14 protein-coding genes are annotated in these 21,007 nt (G+C 44.4%); 7 read left to right on the top strand and 7 right to left on the bottom strand.

The annotated features are described in order from the left end of the window. Positions 1-262: 262 nt before the first annotated feature. The 3 genes from T357_RS0115355 to T357_RS0115365 are packed head-to-tail and all read left to right on the top strand — an operon-like array spanning position 263 to position 5,903. Positions 263-1,738, top strand: a complete 1,476-nt coding sequence (locus tag T357_RS0115355) for an ATP-binding protein (RefSeq protein WP_049962483.1) — start codon at positions 263-265, stop codon at positions 1,736-1,738. A gap of 14 nt (positions 1,739-1,752) precedes the next feature. Next, complete coding sequence (locus T357_RS0115360; protein ID WP_031554573.1) at positions 1,753-4,932, top strand: type I restriction endonuclease subunit R, EcoR124 family; 3,180 nt, start codon at positions 1,753-1,755, stop codon at positions 4,930-4,932. A 41-nt stretch (positions 4,933-4,973) separates the two neighbouring features. Continuing rightward, positions 4,974-5,903, top strand: coding sequence for a site-specific integrase (locus T357_RS0115365; protein ID WP_031554575.1), 930 nt, complete (start codon positions 4,974-4,976; stop codon positions 5,901-5,903). 40 nt (positions 5,904-5,943) lie between these two features. Here the strand turns inward: T357_RS0115365 and mgtE are convergent, their stop codons facing one another. Then, positions 5,944-7,296, bottom strand: coding sequence for a magnesium transporter (gene mgtE, locus T357_RS0115370; RefSeq protein ID WP_031554577.1), 1,353 nt, complete (start codon positions 7,294-7,296; stop codon positions 5,944-5,946). A gap of 378 nt (positions 7,297-7,674) precedes the next feature. Between mgtE and T357_RS0115375 the strand changes: the two genes are divergently transcribed. Continuing rightward, positions 7,675-8,709: a glycosyltransferase family 2 protein gene (locus tag T357_RS0115375; RefSeq protein WP_044917164.1), complete on the top strand. Its 1,035-nt coding sequence runs from the start codon at positions 7,675-7,677 to the stop codon at positions 8,707-8,709. Here T357_RS0115375 and T357_RS0115380 read toward each other — a convergent pair. Beyond that, on the bottom strand, positions 8,673-9,698 hold the full coding sequence (locus T357_RS0115380; protein WP_031554581.1) for a lysylphosphatidylglycerol synthase transmembrane domain-containing protein: 1,026 nt from the start codon (positions 9,696-9,698) through the stop codon (positions 8,673-8,675). The genes T357_RS0115375 and T357_RS0115380 overlap by 37 nt on opposite strands. 205 nt (positions 9,699-9,903) lie before the next feature. Between T357_RS0115380 and T357_RS0115385 the strand changes: the two genes are divergently transcribed. The 3 genes from T357_RS0115385 to T357_RS0115395 all read left to right on the top strand — a co-directional run bounded on the left by T357_RS0115385 (position 9,904) and on the right by T357_RS0115395 (position 15,024). Then, the gene (locus tag T357_RS0115385) at positions 9,904-12,402 is read left to right on the top strand and encodes an EAL domain-containing protein (RefSeq protein ID WP_031554584.1); all 2,499 of its coding nucleotides are present in this window, start codon (positions 9,904-9,906) and stop codon (positions 12,400-12,402) included. Between the two features lie 228 nt (positions 12,403-12,630). Next, on the top strand, positions 12,631-13,419 hold the full coding sequence (locus tag T357_RS0115390) for a hypothetical protein (RefSeq protein ID WP_031554585.1): 789 nt from the start codon (positions 12,631-12,633) through the stop codon (positions 13,417-13,419). A gap of 333 nt (positions 13,420-13,752) precedes the next feature. Continuing rightward, positions 13,753-15,024, top strand: a complete 1,272-nt coding sequence (locus T357_RS0115395; RefSeq protein WP_031554588.1) for a dihydroorotase — start codon at positions 13,753-13,755, stop codon at positions 15,022-15,024. Positions 15,025-15,069: 45 nt separating this feature from the next. Here the strand turns inward: T357_RS0115395 and aguB are convergent, their stop codons facing one another. From aguB to speE, 5 genes are all read right to left on the bottom strand, one after another. Beyond that, the gene (gene aguB, locus T357_RS0115400; RefSeq protein ID WP_031554590.1) at positions 15,070-15,942 is read right to left on the bottom strand and encodes an N-carbamoylputrescine amidase; all 873 of its coding nucleotides are present in this window, start codon (positions 15,940-15,942) and stop codon (positions 15,070-15,072) included. Positions 15,943-16,100: 158 nt separating this feature from the next. Further along, a complete protein-coding gene (gene aguA / locus T357_RS0115405; protein WP_031554592.1) occupies positions 16,101-17,204 on the bottom strand; it encodes an agmatine deiminase in 1,104 nt (367 codons plus the stop codon). A 191-nt stretch (positions 17,205-17,395) separates the two neighbouring features. After that, complete coding sequence (locus T357_RS0115410) at positions 17,396-18,691, bottom strand: carboxynorspermidine decarboxylase (protein ID WP_031554594.1); 1,296 nt, start codon at positions 18,689-18,691, stop codon at positions 17,396-17,398. Positions 18,692-18,873: 182 nt separating this feature from the next. Then, positions 18,874-20,133, bottom strand: a complete 1,260-nt coding sequence (locus T357_RS0115415; RefSeq protein WP_031554596.1) for a saccharopine dehydrogenase family protein — start codon at positions 20,131-20,133, stop codon at positions 18,874-18,876. Beyond that, positions 20,130-20,990, bottom strand: coding sequence for a polyamine aminopropyltransferase (speE, locus tag T357_RS0115420; protein ID WP_031554598.1), 861 nt, complete (start codon positions 20,988-20,990; stop codon positions 20,130-20,132). Before speE ends, T357_RS0115415 begins: the two co-directional genes overlap by 4 nt. Positions 20,991-21,007 lie beyond the last annotated feature (17 nt).

The following is a 21,007-nucleotide window of genomic DNA, read 5'->3' on the forward strand; positions in this document are numbered from 1 at the left end:
TTCTCGAACAGAGCTTTTTAGTTCCGAGCGTTGGAGAACAAAAACAAATCGGAGAGTTTTTGACAGGTATCGATAACCTTATCACCCTTCATCAGGAAAAGTATGTTTTCATCTATAGAATTATGAAAAACCTTATCATACTATGTCTTTAGACGAGCGTAAGTTACAATCACTCAAATCATACACGATTTGAACCACATATTATATTTGAGCGAAATATTATAGATATAAGTTTTGAACTACATAAAGGAGCATAAATATCATGTTTAATCCCGACAGATTAGAAGATTTGCAATTCAGCACAGAAAAACAGATTATGGATCGGAAATCTGCAAGAATTAAAGCCATTAATTTAGCTGAACCTATTGTAGCAATGGCAAATGCAGATGGCGGATATCTTGCTATAGGCATTGAAGATAATGGTGATATAACAGGCATAGATGACTATGAGGAAAATATCAATGAGTTACTAACGGTTCCGTTTGACTACTGCAAACCAAGCGTTAAAGTTGATGTAAAAACAATAGATGTAGTTGATTGCAACGGAAAAGCCAATCATATTCTCAGAATGCAGGTATTCCCAAGCGACAAAGTTATCGCAAATCAGTCCGATGTAGTTTTTCTTCGTGTTGGCGATAAAAGCAAAAAATTGAATTTTGAACAACGATTACAGCTCGTTTACGCTAAAGGGGTAAAGTTCTTTGAAAATCAGCCTGTAGCAGGTGCTTCCATTGATGACATAGACTTAAAATATGTAACCAACTACTGTCAGAGAATCGGTTATGAAAAGGGTGATGCAGAACATTATCTTCGACACAACCATGACTTTATCACTACTCAGGGCGATGAAGATTTGGTGAGTGGATCGGCTATCCTTTTGTTTGGAAAAAATCCGCAGCGTTTCTTTCCACGTGCACGGATCCGGTTTATACGATATGAAGGAAAGACTGCAGAAGTTGGAGACAGGATGAATGTAATCAAGGATAAAAAATTTGATGGAAGAATCCTTGACCAGTTAAATGACGCGATTGCTTTTGTTAAAACACAGATAAGAGAATACACTAAGCTTGGTAAGGGCGCTAAGTTTCAGACTATCCCTGAATTCCCTGAGTTCTGCTGGACAGAGTTGATTGTCAATGCTGCCGCACATCGCGATTATAGTATCGGCGGAACCGATATTCAGATTAAAATGTTTGATGATCATTTTACTGTGGAAAGTCCCGGGATCCTTCCCGGTGTTGTGCGAATCAATAATATCCGTGAGTTCCACTACTCACGTAATCCTATGATTGTGGAATTGCTTAATGAGTATGATATGGTTAAGGAATTCGGAGAGGGTGTTGATCGTATATACAGAGACATGGCTGAAGCAGGACTTCCGGAACCTGAATACAAGCAATCAGAGTTTATGCTTTATGCAACTCTTAAAAATAAAAACTGGGGCAAGACCGATGCATCATGGGTGGTGACCACGCATGATGGGGGACAAGATACCACACATGATACCACGCATGATGAGGTACAAGACACCACACATGATGTAAGTAGTCTTATAGAATTCTGCTCCGTACCAAGAAGCAGAACAGAAATGATGGAATATATGAAATTGGTAAATAGAAAGCATTTTTCAGAATATTATCTTAAGCCTTTACTTGAATCAGGTCGTCTGAAAATGACTATTCCGGACAAGCCCCAAAGTAAGAATCAGAAATATGTGAGCAGTAAAGTCCAAAATTAACAGGAGCAATATTCATGGATTATTTCAAAAAAGAAATGGATTTTGAAAAAGCACTTATCACCGCACTTCAGAGTTATGGCTGGGAGAAGAAGGTGATTTACAATCCTACGGAAAAGGATCTGATACAGAACTGGGCTGATATCCTGTTTGAGAACAACAGAGATATTGACCGCCTTAATGACTGCCCCCTGATTCCGGAGGAAATGGATGAACTGCTTGAGCAGATCAGAGAAAAGAGAACACCTCTTGCCCTTAATGGATTTATAAACGGTAAAACTGTTGCCATCACCAGAAAGAATCCTGATGACAAGCTCCACTATGGGAAAGAAGTAAGCCTGAAAATATATGACCGCATGGAGATTGCAGCAGGTCAGAGCAGATATCAGATTGCCGAACAGCCACAGTTTCCACGTCACGATAAGGTTCTTCAGGACAGAAGAGGAGATCTGATGCTTCTGATAAACGGTATGCCCGTTTTTCATATCGAGCTAAAACGTTCAGGAGTGCATGTAAATGAAGCAGTAAATCAGATTGAAAAGTATGCCCACGAAAACATCTTCACCGGTCTGTTCTCACTGGTTCAGGTTTTTGTCGCTATGAACCCGGATGAGACCTTGTACTTTGCAAACCCGGGACCGGATGGGAAATTCAATCCTGATTTCTACTTTCATTGGGCGGACATGAACAATGACCCTATAAATAATTGGAAAATAGTTGTTGAGCGCCTTCTATCCATCCCTATGGCACATCAGCTCATAGGATTCTACACTGTCGCAGATGATGCTGACGGTGTCCTAAAGGTAATGAGAAGCTATCAATACTATGCCGCAAACAAGATTTCTGATCGCGTAGCAAAAAACGACTGGAATGCAGGCAATCAGCTTGGGGGATACGTTTGGCACACAACCGGCTCCGGAAAGACCATGACTTCCTTTAAGTCAGCGCAGCTTATCGCAAATTCAAAGGATGCAGATAAGGTTGTATTCCTTATGGACAGAATCGAACTTGGCACTCAGTCCCTTAAAGAGTATCGCGCTTTTGCAGATAATGCTGACGACGTGCAGGAAACTGAAGATACAATAACTCTTATTTCCAAGCTCAAAAGCACAGACCCTAAGAATACGTTGATAGTATCCTCTATTCAAAAAATGAGTAATATCAAAGAAGATGCTGTAAGCAAGATGCGTGCAAAGGATCTTGAGGACATGAAGAGTAAGCGATTAGTTTTCATCATAGATGAGTGCCATCGTTCAACCTTCGGAGAGATGTTATCAACCATAAAAGAAACATTTCCCAATGCTCTTTTCTTCGGATTTACCGGAACTCCGGTATTTAAAGAAAATGAGCAGGCTTTAAGCACCACATCAGATATCTTCGGAAGCGAGCTTCATCGATACAGTATTGCCGATGGAATAAGGGATAGGAATGTTCTGGGATTTGATCCTACCATGGTGTCTGTATACCGTGACAAAGACCTTAGAAAGAGGGTTGCTATTCGGGAATCGGGTGCTTCATCCGAGGCAGAAGCAATCTCTGACCCGGTAATGAGCAAAAAATATTATAAATTTATGTCCTCATCAGAAGTTCCCATGGCAGGAAAGGTTCTGCCTGATGGCAGTTATCGAAAGGGAATAGAGGATTATATAGAGAAAGAAGCATGGCAAACAGATGAGTATCAGTATGCAGTTATCGACGATATGATGGAAAACTGGCCTACATTAAGCAGGAACAATAAGTTCCATGCCATATTTGCAACTGCAAGCATCCCGGAAGCCATACGTTACTACCGTAAATTCCGTGACAGATATCCTGATTTAAAGATCACCGGTTTATTTGATCCGACCATCGATAATCAAGGTGGCAGCAAGTCACTTGAAAAGGAAGATGGATTAAAGGAAATGCTGGAAGACTACAATAGTATTTACGGTCAAAACTTTGATATCGGTGGTTATGCGAAGTTTAAAAAGGATGTTTCTTCAAGACTTGCTCACAAGCGCCCTTATGAGCGCCTGAAGCCGGAACAACAGTTGGACCTTTTGATCGTTGTAAACCAGATGCTTACAGGTTTTGATTCAAAATGGATAAATACTCTGTACCTTGACAAAGTGCTTACTTATCAAAACCTTATCCAGGCCTTTTCAAGAACAAACCGTCTTTTCAATATAAATGAAAAGCCTTTTGGTTCCATAAGATATTACAGGCTTCCTCATACAATGAAAAGAAATGTGGATGATGCCGTTAAACTTTATTCCGGTGACAAACCGCAGGGACTCTTTGCAGATCATCTTCCTGCAAATGTAGCGCATATGAACATATCATTTAAGGATATGGTGGATATTCTCAAACAATCCGGCATTCCCGATATGGACCGACTGCCGGATGATACTCCTTCAAGGGCTAAGTTTGCAAAGCTTTTCCGTGAATTTTCTACATATCTTCAGGCAGCAAGGATTCAGGGCTTTAGCTGGAATAGGAAAGAGTATCCGGTAAAAACGGAGAGTGATGATGTGGAGGGCGAAAACATTATACTGATTCCAACAGAAGAACAGTATCAGATTCTTGCCCAAAGATATAAAGAGCTTCGAAGACCCGGTAGTGTAAATGGCGATTTTGAAGAAATTACTTTTCCCATTGACCCGTATCTTTCTGAGCAGAATACCGGTGTTATCGATAATGACTACATGAATTCACGATTTGAAAAGTGGAAGAAGCAGCTGGATGACCCTAACGCCGATCCGAAGGAGATTGAAGCAACTTTAGAAGAACTGCATAAGTCATTCGCTTTCCTGTCTCAGGAGGAACAGAAGTATGCAAATCTTTTCCTTCATGATGTTCAGTCAGGAGATGCCAAATTTTATGCAGATTATACGCTGCGTGACTATATCATTGAATACGCTCAGAACACAAAAACTGAGCAGATACGAATACTGGTCAAATATCTGGGTGTGTCAGAGCCTAAACTTAGAGATATGATGAATGCTCACGTTTCTCAAACAAAGCTTAACGAGTACGGACGTTTTGATGCTTTGAAAGCCACTGTGGTTCGTGAAAAAGCACAGGAATACTTTTCCAGAGTTGATGGGAAAAAGCTACCGCCATTTCTTGTAAGTAATCGTGTAGACGAGCTTCTGACTAAGTTTATCCTTGAAGATGGGTTCGATATCCCGGATCCTGACAAGACAGAAAACAATTAAATAGCTTTAAAGTCCTTCATCGGCGTAGGAAGGAGACAAAAATGCCGAATGATTTTCAACCGACCGACATGTTGAAGGACTACTATGAGAAGTGGATTTCAGTATACAAAGAGGGAGCAATCAGGGATGTCACTCTGGCAAAGTATCAAATGAGCCACATGTGGATCACCAGGCTTGCGCCTGAACTCAGACTTTGTGATGTTACACGTGTTGCATACCAACAAATCATAAATGAATATGCAAAGGAGCATGAGAGACAAACAACCATGGACTTTCATCATCAGCTGAAAGGGGCAGTACTGGATGCTGTTGATGAGGGTCTTGTGCCCAGAGACCCCACAAGGAAGGTCATAATAAAAGGAAAAACTCCGTCTACAAAGAAGACAAAATATCTAAACCAATTTGAATTACATACCCTTCTTAAAAGCTTGAAGCTTGATGACACAATTAACTGGGATTGGTTTATCTTACTTGTTGCCAAAACCGGAATGCGGTTTTCGGAGGCACTCGCTGTTACGCCTAATGACTTTGATTTTGCTCATCAGGCATTATCCGTAAACAAGACCTGGAACTATAAAGCAGGCGGCGGTTTCTCCCCAACGAAGAATAAGTCTTCTGTCAGAAAAATCCAGATAGACTGGCAGCTTGTAATGCAGTTTGCAACCTTGGTCAAAGAGCTACCTTTAGATAAACCTATCTTTGCCACCAAAGAGAAGGTATATAACTCTACCGTTAATGACATCCTGACAAGATACTGCACTAAGCTGAACATTCCTGTGATATCTGTTCATGGTCTTCGTCATACACATGCCTCCATACTTCTCTATGCAGGAGTATCTATAGCGAGCGTTGCGAGAAGACTTGGGCATGCAAGTATGACAACAACACAGAAGACATACCTTCATGTTATCCAGGAACTTGAGAACCAGGACATTGACCTTGTTATGAGATCTCTGTCAAATCTGACGTAATCGTAAAAAAACTAACGCCGATGAAGGCGTCTGCCTTTTTTCACAGCTTCAAAATCATCGTCGCAAACCTGAAATATGCCAGCAGCGAGAGAGCATCAACGATTGTAGTGATGAAAGGACTCGCCATAACCGCTGGGTCAAAACCAAGGCGCTTTGCTCCAACCGGAAGCACACAGCCTATGAGCATAGCCATAAGTACCGCCGCAATAAGCGTCAGACATACCGTGATAGCTACAGGCACAGCCACATGATCAAAGATGAGAAGCTTTGCAAAATTGGCAACTGCCAATGTCAGTCCGCAGAAAACAGCAACTCTGATTTCCTTCCAGATAACCCCGGGAACATCGGAATATTCAATCTCACCGAGAGACAATCCACGGATAACAGTAACAGACGCCTGGCCGCCGGCATTACCGCCTGTATCCATGAGCATGGGAATGTAAGCCACAAGCACAGCGCACACACTGAGGGCGTCCTCAAAGGACTTAATGATGGCACCGGTAAAGGTAGCACTTACCATGAGAAGCAGAAGCCAGGGAATCCTCTTTTTATAGGTTTCGAACACGCTGGTTTTCATGTAGGTCTTATCGGAAGGAAGGATAGCTGCCATCTTTTCCATATCCTCTGTGGCCTCTTCTTCCAGGATATCCACGATATCATCGACTGTAACGATACCCACAAGCCTGTTTTCATTGTCTACTACCGGCATGGTGGTAAAGTCGTACTTCTTGAATTGTCTCGCAACTTCCTCCTGATCCATCATGGTATTAAGGGCAATGACATTTTCATGCATTATGTCCCCGATTATCTCATCATCCTTTGAGAGCAGGAGATATCTCAGGGCTACGGTTCCAAGGAGATGTCTGCCGCTGTCCAGTACATAGCAAACATCGATGGTCTCGGAGTCGACACCGACCTTACGAATTCTTTCTATGGCTTCCCTGACAGTAGAGCTTTCCTTAAGGTCCACAAACTCCACGGTCATGATGCTTCCGGCACTGTCATCCGGATAGCGCAGAAGCTGATTGATCTCACGCCTTGTATCGGCATTGGCATTGGCCAGTATCCTTGTAACGATGTTCGCCGGCATCTCATCCATAAGATCTGCAGCATCATCCGCCATAAGGTTATCAATGATTCCTGCCGCTTCTTTTTCGGACATTGCGCTGATGATCTTTTGCTGGAGGTCCACATCAAGGTACGAGAAAACGTCCGCAGCCTGATTCTTGGTCAGTATACGGAATATCTTAAGCATTCGCTCTTCATCGAGTTCCTCTATCCATGCAGCGATATCCGCATCATTATGTTCGGACAGCGCCTCACGGAGCTTCAGGTACTCCTTGTTTTCAAACATGGTGAGAAGCTCATCAAAAACATTATTCTTTTCTTCCATCTTGTATCTCCTTTTATACGGCAAAATAAGCCGCACACAGGAAGATACTCTTTACAGGGAATTCCGGGTGTTGCAGCAGAAGATTGCCGTGATCATATTATGTGTACTTCGGGGAACAGTATCTGAACTTCGACTGTCACTTGACATATGACCACCACCCTTCAAAAGAATTTAAAACCAGGAACGATTTTCGATTCAATTCTATGTTTATAAAATATCAAAGTCAAGGTTTTACTTGATTAAAAAGTTTCGTGAACATCAAATATATGGTACAATCATTCGAGCCGTAGAAATACGCTTAAAGCAGACTTAAGGTTGTCCTTTTGAGAATTGTTTTTAGCGTCAAAGGTAATTTCGGATTAAAGAAAAGGTTATACGATGCATAAACTTCTTTCAGTGGCAATCCCTTGCTACAATTCACAGGAATATGTCCGTCACGCAATCGAAAGTCTGTTGCCCGGCAGGGACCAGATAGAGATAATCGTTGTTAATGACGGCTCAACGGATGATACACAAAAAATAGCAGAAGAGTACGCCGGAAGATATCCCGGCACAATAAAGGTTGTAAACAAAGAAAACGGAGGGCACGGAGATGCTGTTATGGCAGGTCTTCAGGAAGCCACCGGTCTTTATTTCAGAGTCCTGGACTCCGATGACTGGCTCGACGAAAACGCTCTTTATATCTTTCTCGGAACTCTGAAGAAAATGCAGGACAGTGGCGATCCGGTAGACCTTATCATCACAAACTACGTCCATGAAAATGTCATTGAAAAACGTAGCTGCAGCATCAACTACCATAAGAACCTGCCCATAAACCGCCGCTTCTCCTGGAATGAAGTGAAAGAATTTGAGATGGGTTCCTATCTTCTCATGCATGCCACCACCTTCAGAACAGATCTGCTCGTAAGCTGCAATATGGAGCTTCCGAAGCACACCTTCTACGTGGATCACCTGTTCGTATCATATCCTCTGGTACACGTGGATAGTATGTTTTATCTGGATGTAGACCTTTACCGTTACTTTATCGGACGAGCTGACCAGTCTGTTAATGAAAACGTCATGCTGCAAAGGATCGGCATGCAGCTTGAGGTAAACCGCCGCATGCTCTATGATCTGGATCTCGAAAGCATCGGCAATAAATCAAAAAGAGAGTACCTCTACTATTATGTAGAGATCCTCTCACTGATCACCATAACCATACTTCTCCGTTCCGGAACAAAAGAAAACGAGGAACTGATGGAGTCGTTCCTCGATGAGATAAAAGACAATAAGCCCAATGTTTATGATTGGATAATGCAGAAGCCCTTTTACAGACATCCCATCCGTCCAATCCGCATCCTTCCGCGCTTTATAAGCTATCCAACCTACCGCATTTCCTATCGGATCGCCCGCCGGCACTTCGTATTTAACTGAAGAAGCAGAAGCTGGGAGCCGCTTACTATAAGCGGGAACAGGAAACTGCAGAAACGTGACAGGATCATGGTACTTCCCATGAGATGCTTCGGTATGAGATCCGCAAAAAACAAGGCAAAACCGTATTCCGTAACTCCTGCAGCTCCCGGAAGCGGAAGAGAAGAAACGGAAAGGAACAGAGCTCCCTGGGTGCAGACTCCTGTGAACCAGCTGAAATTATCACAGCCCAAAGCCCTGGAACAAAGAAACGGTACTGAATGGAAGAGTGACATCTGAACAAAGGAAGTCAGAAGTATCTTCAGAAATACACGCTTATTACTGTTCATTAAACCGGCAGCTTTACGATATGTTGCGAAAAAACGCATTATTTCGTTCTTGCTGCCCGGTTTATTTTTTTTACGGTTTAACCGGAGTGCTACGTACGCAAACAATATGGTCATCCGCCTGGAAAAGAGAATGCATATCAGGATGATTATCGTTACAATATTTATAGCAAAGCCTATTGGAAATACGTAGGAAAACTGTCCTCCCAGACTCATTATCCCTTTGGGAATAAAGATAACTCCGATGATTCCCCATACAACTGCCATAATCTGATAACTCAGAAAAGCGCACAGTAGAGAAAAAGTCCCGTGAGACAACTTGATCTTATCCCTGTACATAAAGTACAACTGTCCCGGCTGTCCTCCTGATGAAGAAGGTGTTATGGAACTGAAGAAGAAGCCTGCAAATGCATACTTCATCATCTGTGGCACACTTACCTGGTATCCCGTAAGCCGAAGACATCTTCTGATGTTTACACCGTCAGCGATAGAATAAAGGATCATGGAAATCACCGCGGCAGCCACCCAGCGAATATCCGCATGACTTAATGTACCCGCTATATCATGTCCATTCAATTCTTTATATATAATATAAAACGTTGCTCCCCCAAGTACCAAAAGGAGAAGCACGCCAAACAAAACAGATTTATTCTTCCATAAATTCATTAATTACCTCCGTGGACGTTTCCATCGTCCAACCAATAAATTGTACCATAATACAATGTATGTGTCACCGCCGCATATGCACGGTATTTTACGCAATTCATTTTGCCACATTAATTAATAAATGTTCATTATATGACGATATAGATTCTGTCGAGACAGTTATTTGCGCCCATATTATTTACCAGCTATAAAGGAATTTACCTGTATGCCAAAAAAGAACATCTTTAATTTTTTAAGATTCACTATAGCTACCACAGGTATACTTTGTCTTTTTTTAGCATTATCCCAAATCACCTATTATGCAGTAAGAAAAAAGCCTGATGAACAAAAGCCCCCTGTCCCCATAACACAGAATGTCCTTTTCCTTAGTTCCTTTGATTCCATGCATGCAAATTACGATGAGAAGAAAAACGGCCTGGAAAGTGTCTTTTTGGACAATGGAATCGAATTTGACATTTCTTTTATGGATGTGAAGAGCTTCAAGGGCGACTCAGATGTATCCAGTTTCTACAATTTTTTCGAAGAAAGATTCAACAACAACTCTGCAGAGTACACCGGAATTGTGGTAAGCGATGATAACGCTCTCCAGTTTGCTATGGATCACCAGGAGGAATTCTTCAAGGATCTGCCCATAGTATTCTTTGCCATCAACAATAAAGAGAGGGCTGAGAAAGCAGTTGCCAATCCTTATATGACCGGCGTTTTCGAACCGGACTATATAGTGGATACCGCTAAAACCGCCATGAATTCCATGCCGGACAGAAAGACTCTTGTGGCACTCCATGACGAATCCGAAGCAGGCCTTGTGGATATTGATGAATTTAATGAGTATATGAAGTCCTTCCCGGACTACAATGTAATAGAACTCAATGCCGCTAAACTCACCATGGCAGAGATCATAGAGAAGCTGAAAACATTACCGGATGACTCCATCATATTTTTCATGGCATGTTACAATGATGCCACCAGACATAAATATTCCCTCCTGGATATTGCAAATATCATCCAGGAAAACACAGACGCTCCCATTATGAGAAATTATGTGGGAGGAAGAGAAGTGGGAATACTGGGCGGAACTTACATGAATGCCTTCGATCAGGCAAGGCTGGCTGCAACCATACTGACTGACATCCTGATCAATGGTGCAAAGGTATCCGATTTTGGGCTCTACACCGATGCCGCAAGCATTACATGTTTCAACTATGGTCTCATGAAACGTTACGGTATAAGCGAAAAAATGCTTCCGGACGATACCGTCTATATTAACAGACCACTGTCATTCCGCGAAACTTACAAGGAAATCATCCCCGCTGTTGCTCTTTTGATGATTTCCATGCTGTGTCTTGTCTCAGCCATAAGCTTCGCTTTCATCAACGAAAAAATGCATGTAAAGGATCTGGAAAAATCCAAATCCGAGATAGAAAACTCCAAATTCATGCTCCAGTACCAGGCTGAGCATGATGAGCTTCTGGATCTCCTGAACAGAAGAAGTATCCTGAAATATATGCGTAATAATTTAAAGGCTGACCACAGATACTCTGTTATGCTTTTTGATATCGACGGTTTCAAGGATGTAAATGAAAACTACGGTCACAAAATAGGAGACCGGATTCTTAATGACATAGCAGACCGTCTGAAAAGCTTTGCGGACTCCCTCGACCTTACTCTGGGAAGATACGGAGGAGACGAGTTTATCGTCATCAATTCCGGCAATTGGCTCAACAAAGATTCGGAGATAGTTACCGGCATAGTGGATATCTTCAACAAGCCTTTCATGGTGGAGGATGTGGGTATACTTCTTTCAACAAGTGCAGGTATCTCAAACTCTGACGGAGTCACCGAACCTCAGGACCATATCCTTAATGCTGAGATGGCTTTGTTTGAAGCCAAAGAGCATGGAAAAAACATGGTCTGCGTTTATACCGATGTGATGAAGCAGAAGTTTGCCGAGGAAACCAACGTAAAACAGGCTTTTCTGAATGCACTGGAGAACGACGGCCTGTACATGAAGTACCAGCCGAAGGTTTCCGCACAGACAAAAGAGGTCATCGGCTATGAAGCGCTGGTTCGGCTTAAGGACTCACCTTACGGACCCGGACAGTTCATTCCCATAGCAGAAAAAAACGGATGGGCCTCAAAACTTGGCCGTGCCACCACAGCTCTTGTAGTAAAGCAGCTGGCAGAGTGGAAGAAAGCCGGGAAGACCATTTATCCTGTATCCGTCAATTATTCCAGCAGACAGATCAACGACTCGGGTTATGTTGAATTTTTGGAATCGCTTCTCAAGCTGTACGGAGTAGACCCGGGGTACATCGAGATCGAGATTACAGAAAGTCTTTTGATGGAAGAGTCTGCGACTTCCGGAAAACTGTTTGAAGATTTCAGAAAGCTCGGCATAAAGCTTCTTCTTGATGATTTCGGAACCGGTTACTCATCACTTGCATATCTGACCTATGTGCCGGTTGATAATGTTAAGCTCGATAAATCTCTGGTGGATACCTACCTGGTAGAGGGCAAGGATGCCTTTATAAGAGATGTGATACAGCTGGTACACGACATCGGAAAGCTTATCACCATAGAAGGTGTGGAAGAGAAGTGGCAGTACGAAAAGCTTCGGGAGTTTAATGCCGATGCCATTCAGGGCTACTATTTCTCTAAGCCTCTGAATCCGGAGGATGCAATAGAGTTTAAAGCAATCGAGTAGATGAAAGAACTCTCTGTTCATCATTCCGTGACAACCTTATAGCGTTTATAAAAGGAGCGGTTCAGTCCGCTCCTTTTCGTTTTCATAAATCCGTTTTTTAGGAAAATTATTTTCATAAATAACTTTTATTAAATTTACGCTCCGAAAGTCTTATTTTTTTGGAAACATTATCCGAAAATAATATGCGAATGTAGATATTAGGGGTATTTGCTTTCGGGGGTGTAACTTATGTTTAAAAGGGGTATTTTATTCATTTTAGTTGTACTGTTTCTATTCACAGGGTCTCTGTGTGCCTATGGCTGTTCAGCAGCCGATATCGAAGCTCTCTATGCAGGCGAAACTGATCCCAATGTCAGAAGTATGGGCGTTAAAATGCTGAAAAAGGAACTTGGTCTGGATACGGGCAGTGATGTACGTACCATCGGAACATTTTCAAGAAGTGACAATGACTTCATAACTATGACTTCACTGGTCAATGTCAACAGACAGTCCGTAGCTGACCTTACTGACCGGTCATTTGTTCTGCGCCTTGGAAAATCAGGTAGTTATGATGATGAGTACTATCAGGAAAGAGAGCAGGATCTGGATCTTCTCATTTATCACATCAATGCTGTAAAGGCTATGACCTCCGGCATGAGTGACAGTGAAAAATCCATCTTTATCAACAACTACATCTGTGATAATTTCTCTTTCCAGCGTTATACCGGTTCTTCTTCAAGCGCAGTAGAAGGATTTAAATATGGTGTCACCAACTGCAGAGGTTACACAGCAAGCTTCTACATCATCGGCATGAACTGCGGCCTGAATGTCAAAGCCGAATGCGCCCACAACAGCACCGGCAGCCATACCTATAATATCGTAAACATCGGCGGCGCCGACTATGTTGTAGATACCTCTGCCAATGATCTCTACGGCACCAATGATTACCTTCTTGTACCTTATGCTTCCTACATGGCAGAGACAAACAGCGTGAAGGTAAGGGATTCCCTGGCGGATCTTGACAGCGGAATCGTATAGCTTTCCAAATATAAAATACGGTATTCCGGGATAGTATCTTCTGTTTTGGAATACCGTTTTTTTGTTATAACTTCCCGGGGAAGTCACCATAACTTATATGTATATTTTTTATAACATAAATCTTACGAAATCCTTGCAAAAGGGCTTGCAATAATCTATACTAAATTTAAGCAAAATTCTACGAAAAGTAGGAGGTAGGGATTAATGAAACCTACAACAATATAGAGGTAAGTGACCAATACAATGGCTTACCTCTTTTTTGTTGCGTAAAAACCTTATAATATAAAAATAAACGCAAAACAATGCGTAATACTTATACATCCGGAGGACGAAATGAAACTGATCAAAGGCGGAAGAGTTATTGATCCGGCAAACAACATTGATACCATAACAGATGTGGTGATAAACGATAAAGGAAAAATAGAACGCATAGGTGCCGTAGATCCGGCATTGAACTTCGACACAGTTATAGATGCGGAAAACCTGATAGTGGCTCCGGGTTTCATAGACGTTCACGTTCATTTCCGTGACCCCGGACTTACTTATAAAGAAGACATCACCACCGGTGCGGCTGCCGCTTCTGCCGGAGGCTACACCACAGTTATCTGCATGGCAAACACGAAACCGCCTGTTGACTCGTTGGAAACATTGGCGGAGCTTTGCTCAAGGGAAAAACAACTTCCCATCCATGTCCTTCAGGCTGCCAATGTTACAGCCGGGATGCAGGGCAAGGAGCTTACCGATATGGAGGCGCTGCTTGCTGCAGGGGCTGCAGGCTTCACCGATGACGGAGTCCCCATAGCAGATGAGAAGCTGCTGCTTCAGGCACTTAAGAAATGTAAAGAGCTCGACGTTCCCATATCTCTTCATGAAGAGGATCCGGCGCTGATGTTCAGTGCAGGAGTCAACAAAGGTGTGGTTTCAGACAGGCTTGGTCTGGGAGGAGCTCCGGATGAAGCAGAATATGTGCTTGTTGCAAGGGATGTAATGCTGAACCGGAAGATCGGAGCAAAGCTGGACATCCAGCATATATCCAGCGGTGTAACAGTAGATATACTCAGGTCCGCAAAGAAAATGGGCATAAAAGTATTTGGAGAGGTTACTCCCCAGCATCTTGCTGCCACTGAAGAGCTGGTTCTCGAAAAGGGCTCCCTCGCAAGAGTAAATCCTCCGCTAAGAACAGAGAAGGATCGTCAGGCGCTTATAGAAGGTCTCCGTGACGGCACCATAGACATGATAGCCACGGATCACGCGCCTCACAGCAAGGAAGAGAAGTCGAAGCCCCTCGAATCGGCACCAAGCGGCATGATCGGACTGGAAACAGCTCTCGGCCTCGTTCTGACAAGCGTTGTCCGCACCGGTCAGGTGCCTCTCAAAAGAGTCATCGAAGCCCTTACCATAAATCCCGCAAAGCTTTATAAGCTTCCGGCCGGCACACTATCGGAAGGAGCTGATGCAGACCTCGTAATCTTTGATCCTGAAGAAAAGTGGACTGTGGGCGACAGCTTCCGTTCAAAAGCCTCAAACTCCCCCTTCATCGGTTGGGAGCTCTACGGAAAAATAAAGACCACCATCTGCGGCGGTAAGATAGTTTTCAGGGATTAAAAAACACCATGTCATACATATGCAATTCCAATTGGATCTCAATTACTATTCACAGATTTTACTATAGCACGTCGGACGTCTGTCCCTGAATAAGCCCCAGGACAGGCGGTCTTTTCTTATTCTGTCAAAATCGAATTCGGATATAAGGATCTCATCTTTGTCACGGCCGGCCTGCTGAAGTATTGCTCCGGTTTCATCCGTGATGAAGCTGCTGCCGTAGAAGGTAAGAGAAGAGGACTGACCTCCGTTTTCCTCACAGGGTTCAACCTTCTCGAGACCGTAACGGTTTGCGGCCATTACCGGAACGATATTGGCTGCTGCATGTCCCTGCATGGTTCTCTGCCAATGTCCCGAACTGTCAACCTCAAGTATAGGTTCGCTTCCTATTGCGGTAGGATAGAGCAGTATATCCGCCCCCATCAGAGCCATGCATCTTGCGGTCTCGGGAAACCACTGATCCCAGCATATCCCGACGCCAACATTACCATATCTGGTATTCCAGACCTTAAAGCCTGTATCCCCTGGGGTGAAATAAAACTTCTCCTGATAGTAGTGGTCATCCGGAATGTGAGTCTTTCTGTATACTCCCATAAGAGATCCCGAATCAAGCATTGCGATGGAATTGTAAAGACAGTTCCCGGACCTTTCATAAAAGCTCACCGGCATTGCCAGCGAAAGCTCCTCCGTAAGCTTACTGAAATGCTTAACCGCGGAATTCTCTTCCGTGGGAAGAGCATAGTCATAGTACTCGTACCTTCGCTCCTGGCAAAAATAAGGTCTCTCAAAAAGCTCAGGAAGCAGTATGATCCTTGCCCCCAGCTCATAAGCCTTTCTTACAAGCTCCTCAGCATGAGCTATATTACCCTCGGGTCTTTCAGTGCAGCTCATCTGAATGGCTGCTGCTTTAACAGAACTCATAAAATAATCCTCTCTGAATCTTCTCTACAATAAGATCCGGCATCTGATGTTCTTACTCTCAATGACGGCATGAAGGTCATCCCATTTAAAACCACTTAACAAAATCCGGCACTGCATACCGGATCCACCGGACATGCAGCCACTCCTCATTCCAAAGCTCACGCCATCGGCACCTGCTGCGTTATGCAGTGAATGTTCCCGCCACCCAGCAGTATGTCCATGGAATATATCCCCACAACCTCTCTGTCAGGGCAGAGCTCTCTGAAAAGCTTAAGAGCCCTTTCATCGCTTTCAGCGTTTTCTCCTCCGAACTGAGGCACCAGCACCGTTTTGTTTCCGAAATAGAAATTCACATAGCTTGCCGCAAGCCTTTCCCCTTCGGTGCGAATGTCCTCGCCCTCCTCAAACTCATACTTATCTACGTCTTCATCACCGATAAGTATGGGGTGCTCCGGCACAGGAAGCTTATGAAGGATGAGCTTCCTTCCATTTGCATCCGTAATCCCGGAAAGGTAGTCATAGTCAGCCTTTGACATGGCATACTGGGGATCCGCTTCGTCATCGGTCCAGGCAAGCACCACTTCCCCAGGACGTATAAAGGCACAGACATTATCCACGTGTTCGTTGGTTTCATCATTGTAAATGCCATATGGCAGCCATAAAACCTTTTTAACCCCCAAGGCATCACACAACCTTTTTTCTATTTCCTCTTTACTGAGCTCCGGATTTCTTCCCTTACTGAGAAGACAGGTTTCCGTTACAAGAAGTGTTCCTTCTCCGTCAGTATGGATGGAACCGCCTTCCAGAACGAAGTCCCCGAAGTCATAGATATCTTTTTTCAGTGCCTCGCAGAACCCGACGGCGGCAGCATCGTCCTTATCCCAGTGGGCATAGAGACCGTCGTAATCCCCACCCCAGGCGTTGAATTTCCAGTTAATGCCTCTCAACTCTTTACCGTCAGTAACAAAGGTAGGTCCCACATCCCTGGCCCAGGCATCATCCGTAGGTATCTCCAGGATCTCAGCACAGTCTGAGAGAGCAGCCGAGGCTTCCTCTTTATGCTCGCTGTCACAAAGGAACCATACCTTTTCATTACGGGACAGTACCCTTGCGATCTCGCAAAAGGCCGCCTGAGCCTTTGACGGGTCCACACCCCAGCTTCCGGGTCTCGTTGGCCAAATGAGAAGAGTACCTTCATGCTCGTTAAACTCAGCCGGCATATAAAATCCGTCCTCTGACGGGATTCTGTCTTTGATCAGCATAAACCTTTCTCCTATAAACTTCCGGTTTCAGTCTTTTTCTCTGAAACACAGATGAAGAGCCAATAAGCTCCTCATCTATAAATGCATGTTTTCCGCCGTTTATTTCTGACACACAGATGTCAATCTAATCGGCTATATATTCCGATCTTTTTTCTGTCATATGTAATAATCAAACAGGAAAACCATATGTACTACGAAAGCCGGCATTTAAAATCCTCATATCCGAAGCTCTTCACAATCTCGCAGGAACCATCCTCATGCAGGAGTCCGATATCAGGAAGAGGCATACCGTTAAAGGTATTGTTCTTCACCATGGAATAGATGGCCATGTCTTCAAAAACCAGGGTGTCTCCGATTTCCGGCATTCTGTCAAAGCTGTAATCCCCGATGACATCCCCTGCGAGACAGGTTCTTGAGGAAAGTCTGCAGGTAAAAGGCTTCTCCCCGGGCATACCACCGTCACGAAGAGGCGGACGGTATGGCATCTCCAGCACATCCGGCATATGGCAGGCAGCGGAGGCATCCAGAATGAGGATGGGGAGAGTATTATCAACTATATCCATTACCCTCGTGTAAAGATAACCGGCATCAAGGGCGATAGCCTCCCCCGGCTCCAGATAAACCTGAACATCATAGGTATCCCTGAGATGACATATGGTCTTTTCCAGAAGCGCGAGATTATATCCCGGCTTTGTGATATGGTGGCCGCCCCCGAGGTTCACCCATTTTGCTTCCCTGAGATATGTTCCGAAGCTTTCCTCCACAGCCCTGACAGTAGCAGCCAGAGGCTCGGCCCCCTGCTCGCAGAGGGTATGGAAATGTATACCTTCAACTCCCTCAGGCAAATGCTCCGGCATATCCTTCCTCCGGATACCGAGACGTGAACCGGGAGCGCAAGGGTCGTATATTTCGTGCCCCTCCTGGGTGGAAAACTCCGGATTGATCCTAAGTCCGACACTGACCCGGTGTTGTTTTTCGTAATGGGTTTCAGATGTCACACCTGAGTTATCTTTAAAATTCCTGACGGAGTCCTCACCGGAACCTTCACAGGAATCCCCGTGGGAGAGCACATCCTTTCCGGCCTTCATACCCGGATCTTCTTTGAAATCCATTTCCGAATCCGGGCCCGGCTTATCCCCCTCCCAGACCGGTCTGTGGAGCTCCAGCTGCCTCAGTGAATTAAAACTGATATGGTCGCAGATCTCACAAAGCTCCACCATCTCTTCATGAGTAAAGGCAGGAGAGAACACATGATTCTCCCCACCCATTTCCTCATGTGCAAGCCTGGCCTCGAAAAGACCGCTGGCAGTTGCTCCAGAGATATATTTTCTTATAAGGGGATAAATCCGGAACATGGAGAATGCCTTCTGGGCAAGCAGTATATGGCATCCCGTCCGTTCCTCCACACCCTTCAGGATACGGAGATTATCCTCTATTCTTTTTTCATCCACCAGATATACCGGTGTTTTCAATTCCTTGATTTCCACTTCATACACCTAAACACTAACACAGCTACAGCGTCTTCATTTGTCTGAACTAAAGAATTCACGTTGTTTCAGGACTTCTGAATTATATATTCCGGCTGATTATCAAATGCTTTATCAGAAGAAAATGCAGGGAATGCGTGCCGGGCACGAAACCTGCATTTTTCTATTCGGTAGTTAAACCTTCATTCAACAGTTACCGGATTCTCATCAACCACCCATGGGAGACCGAACTTTGTGAGCATCTCCATGTATGGATCCGGATCGAACTCATCCGTTGTGAGGGTTCCCCTCTTGTTCCATACACCGCTTGCAACAAGGGCAGTACCTATCATGGCCGGAACACCGGTTGTGTAGCTGATGGCCTGGCTGCCAAGCTCCTTGTAGCACTCCTGATGGTCGCAGACATTATAGATAAAGATGGTCTTTTCCTTTCCATCCTTAACTCCGGTAAAGATACAGCCGATATTGGTCTTTCCCACAGTTCTCGGTCCGAGAGATGCAGGATCCGGAAGAAGCGCCTTCAGGAACTGAATAGGCACGATCTCCTGACCATTGAAATTGATAGGAGTGGTGGAAAGCATTCCCACATTCTCCAGACACTTCATATGTGTAAGATAGCTCTGTCCGAAGGTCATGAAGAAACGGATTCTCTTTACTCCCGGAATATTCTTTGCGAGGGCCTCGATCTCCTCATGATGAAGAAGATACATATCCTTCATTCCCACCTGAGGAAAATCATATTCTCTCTTTATGGACATGGCGGGAACCTCTACCCAGTGACCGTCCTCCCAGTAGCTTCCCGGAGCGCTTACCTCACGAAGATTTACTTCAGGATTAAAGTTTGTGGCGAAAGGATAGCCATGATCTCCGCCGTTACAGTCGAGGATGTCTATGGTATGGATCTCGTCAAAATAGTGTTTTAATGCATAAGCCGAGAACACACTGGTAACTCCCGGATCAAAGCCGGTTCCCAGAAGAGCAGTAAGTCCCGCATCCTTGAATTTCTGATCGTAGGCCCACTGCCAGGAGTAATCAAAGTAAGCTGAGAAACCAAGCTCCTTGCAGCGCTTCTCATAGATCTTTCTCCACTCCGGATCCTCGGTGTTTTCCGGCTCATAGTTTGCGGTGTCTACATAATGTACACCACAGGCAAGGCACGCATCCATGATGGTGAGATCCTGATAGGGGAGTGCAACATTGAGAACAACATCAGGCTGATAGGACCTGATGAGCTCTATAACCTCATCCACATTATCCGCGTCAACCTGTGCGGTTGTAACAACAGTGGAAGTTTTCCCTTCAAGCTTTTCCTTAAGGGCATCACATTTTGATTTTGTACGGCTTGCGATACAAAGCTCAGCGAAAACCTCACTGTTCTGGCAGCATTTCTGGATAGCCACCTGTGCAACGCCTCCGCAGCCGATTACAAGAACTCTACTCATATCTTATTTTCCTCCTCGCTTAAAAGATCCTCTACATAACGCGGCAGCATAAATGCTCCGCGGTGCAAATGTGTTGTGTAGTACCAGGTTTTGATATTCCGCGCATTCCATCTTTTACCGTTGAAATCCTTCAGCGGATGATACTTCTTGCTGGCAAAACCGAAGAGCCAGCAGCCTGCCGGACAGGTGGGGATATGAGCCTGGTAAACTCTGTTTATCGGAAAGCTTCTGAAAGCCTTCCTGTGCATGGCGCGGCAGGACTCCTCATCCTCGTCAAAGAAGGGACTTCCGTGCTGATATACCATTATTCCGTCTTCATGAAGGGCTCCGAAGCAGTTGCCGTAAAACTCCTTAGTAAACATGCCTGCTGTATGGCCCAGGGGATCCGTACAGTCGTTAATGATAAGGTCGTACTGATCGTGGCGGGATCTCAGAAATCTTAAACCGTTTTCGTTGTAGATCTTTACCCGGGGATCATCGAGACCGCAGGCATTATCGGGAAACCATTCCTTGCAGACATCGATAAAAAGCTGATCCTCCTCAACCACATCGATTTCCTCGATCTCATCATAATAGGAAAGCTCTCTGGCAACGCCTCCATCACCTCCGCCGATTACCAGCACCTTTTTGACACCGGGATGAACAGACATGGGTACATGTACTATCATCTCGTCATAAACAAACTCGTCCGCCTCGGAAAAGATCACGCTGCCGTTGGAGCAGAGAAATTTCCCGAACTCCGGCGACCTGAAAACATCAATTCTCTGATACTCGCTTTCCCCGGAAAACAGCTGTGCATCTACACGTATGGACAGCTTCACATTGTCTGTATGTAATTCTTCAAACCAAAATTCCATTTTATCTTAATCTCCAT

Source organism: Oribacterium sp. FC2011 (genome assembly GCF_000701645.1).
GTDB lineage: Bacteria > Bacillota > Clostridia > Lachnospirales > Lachnospiraceae > Oribacterium.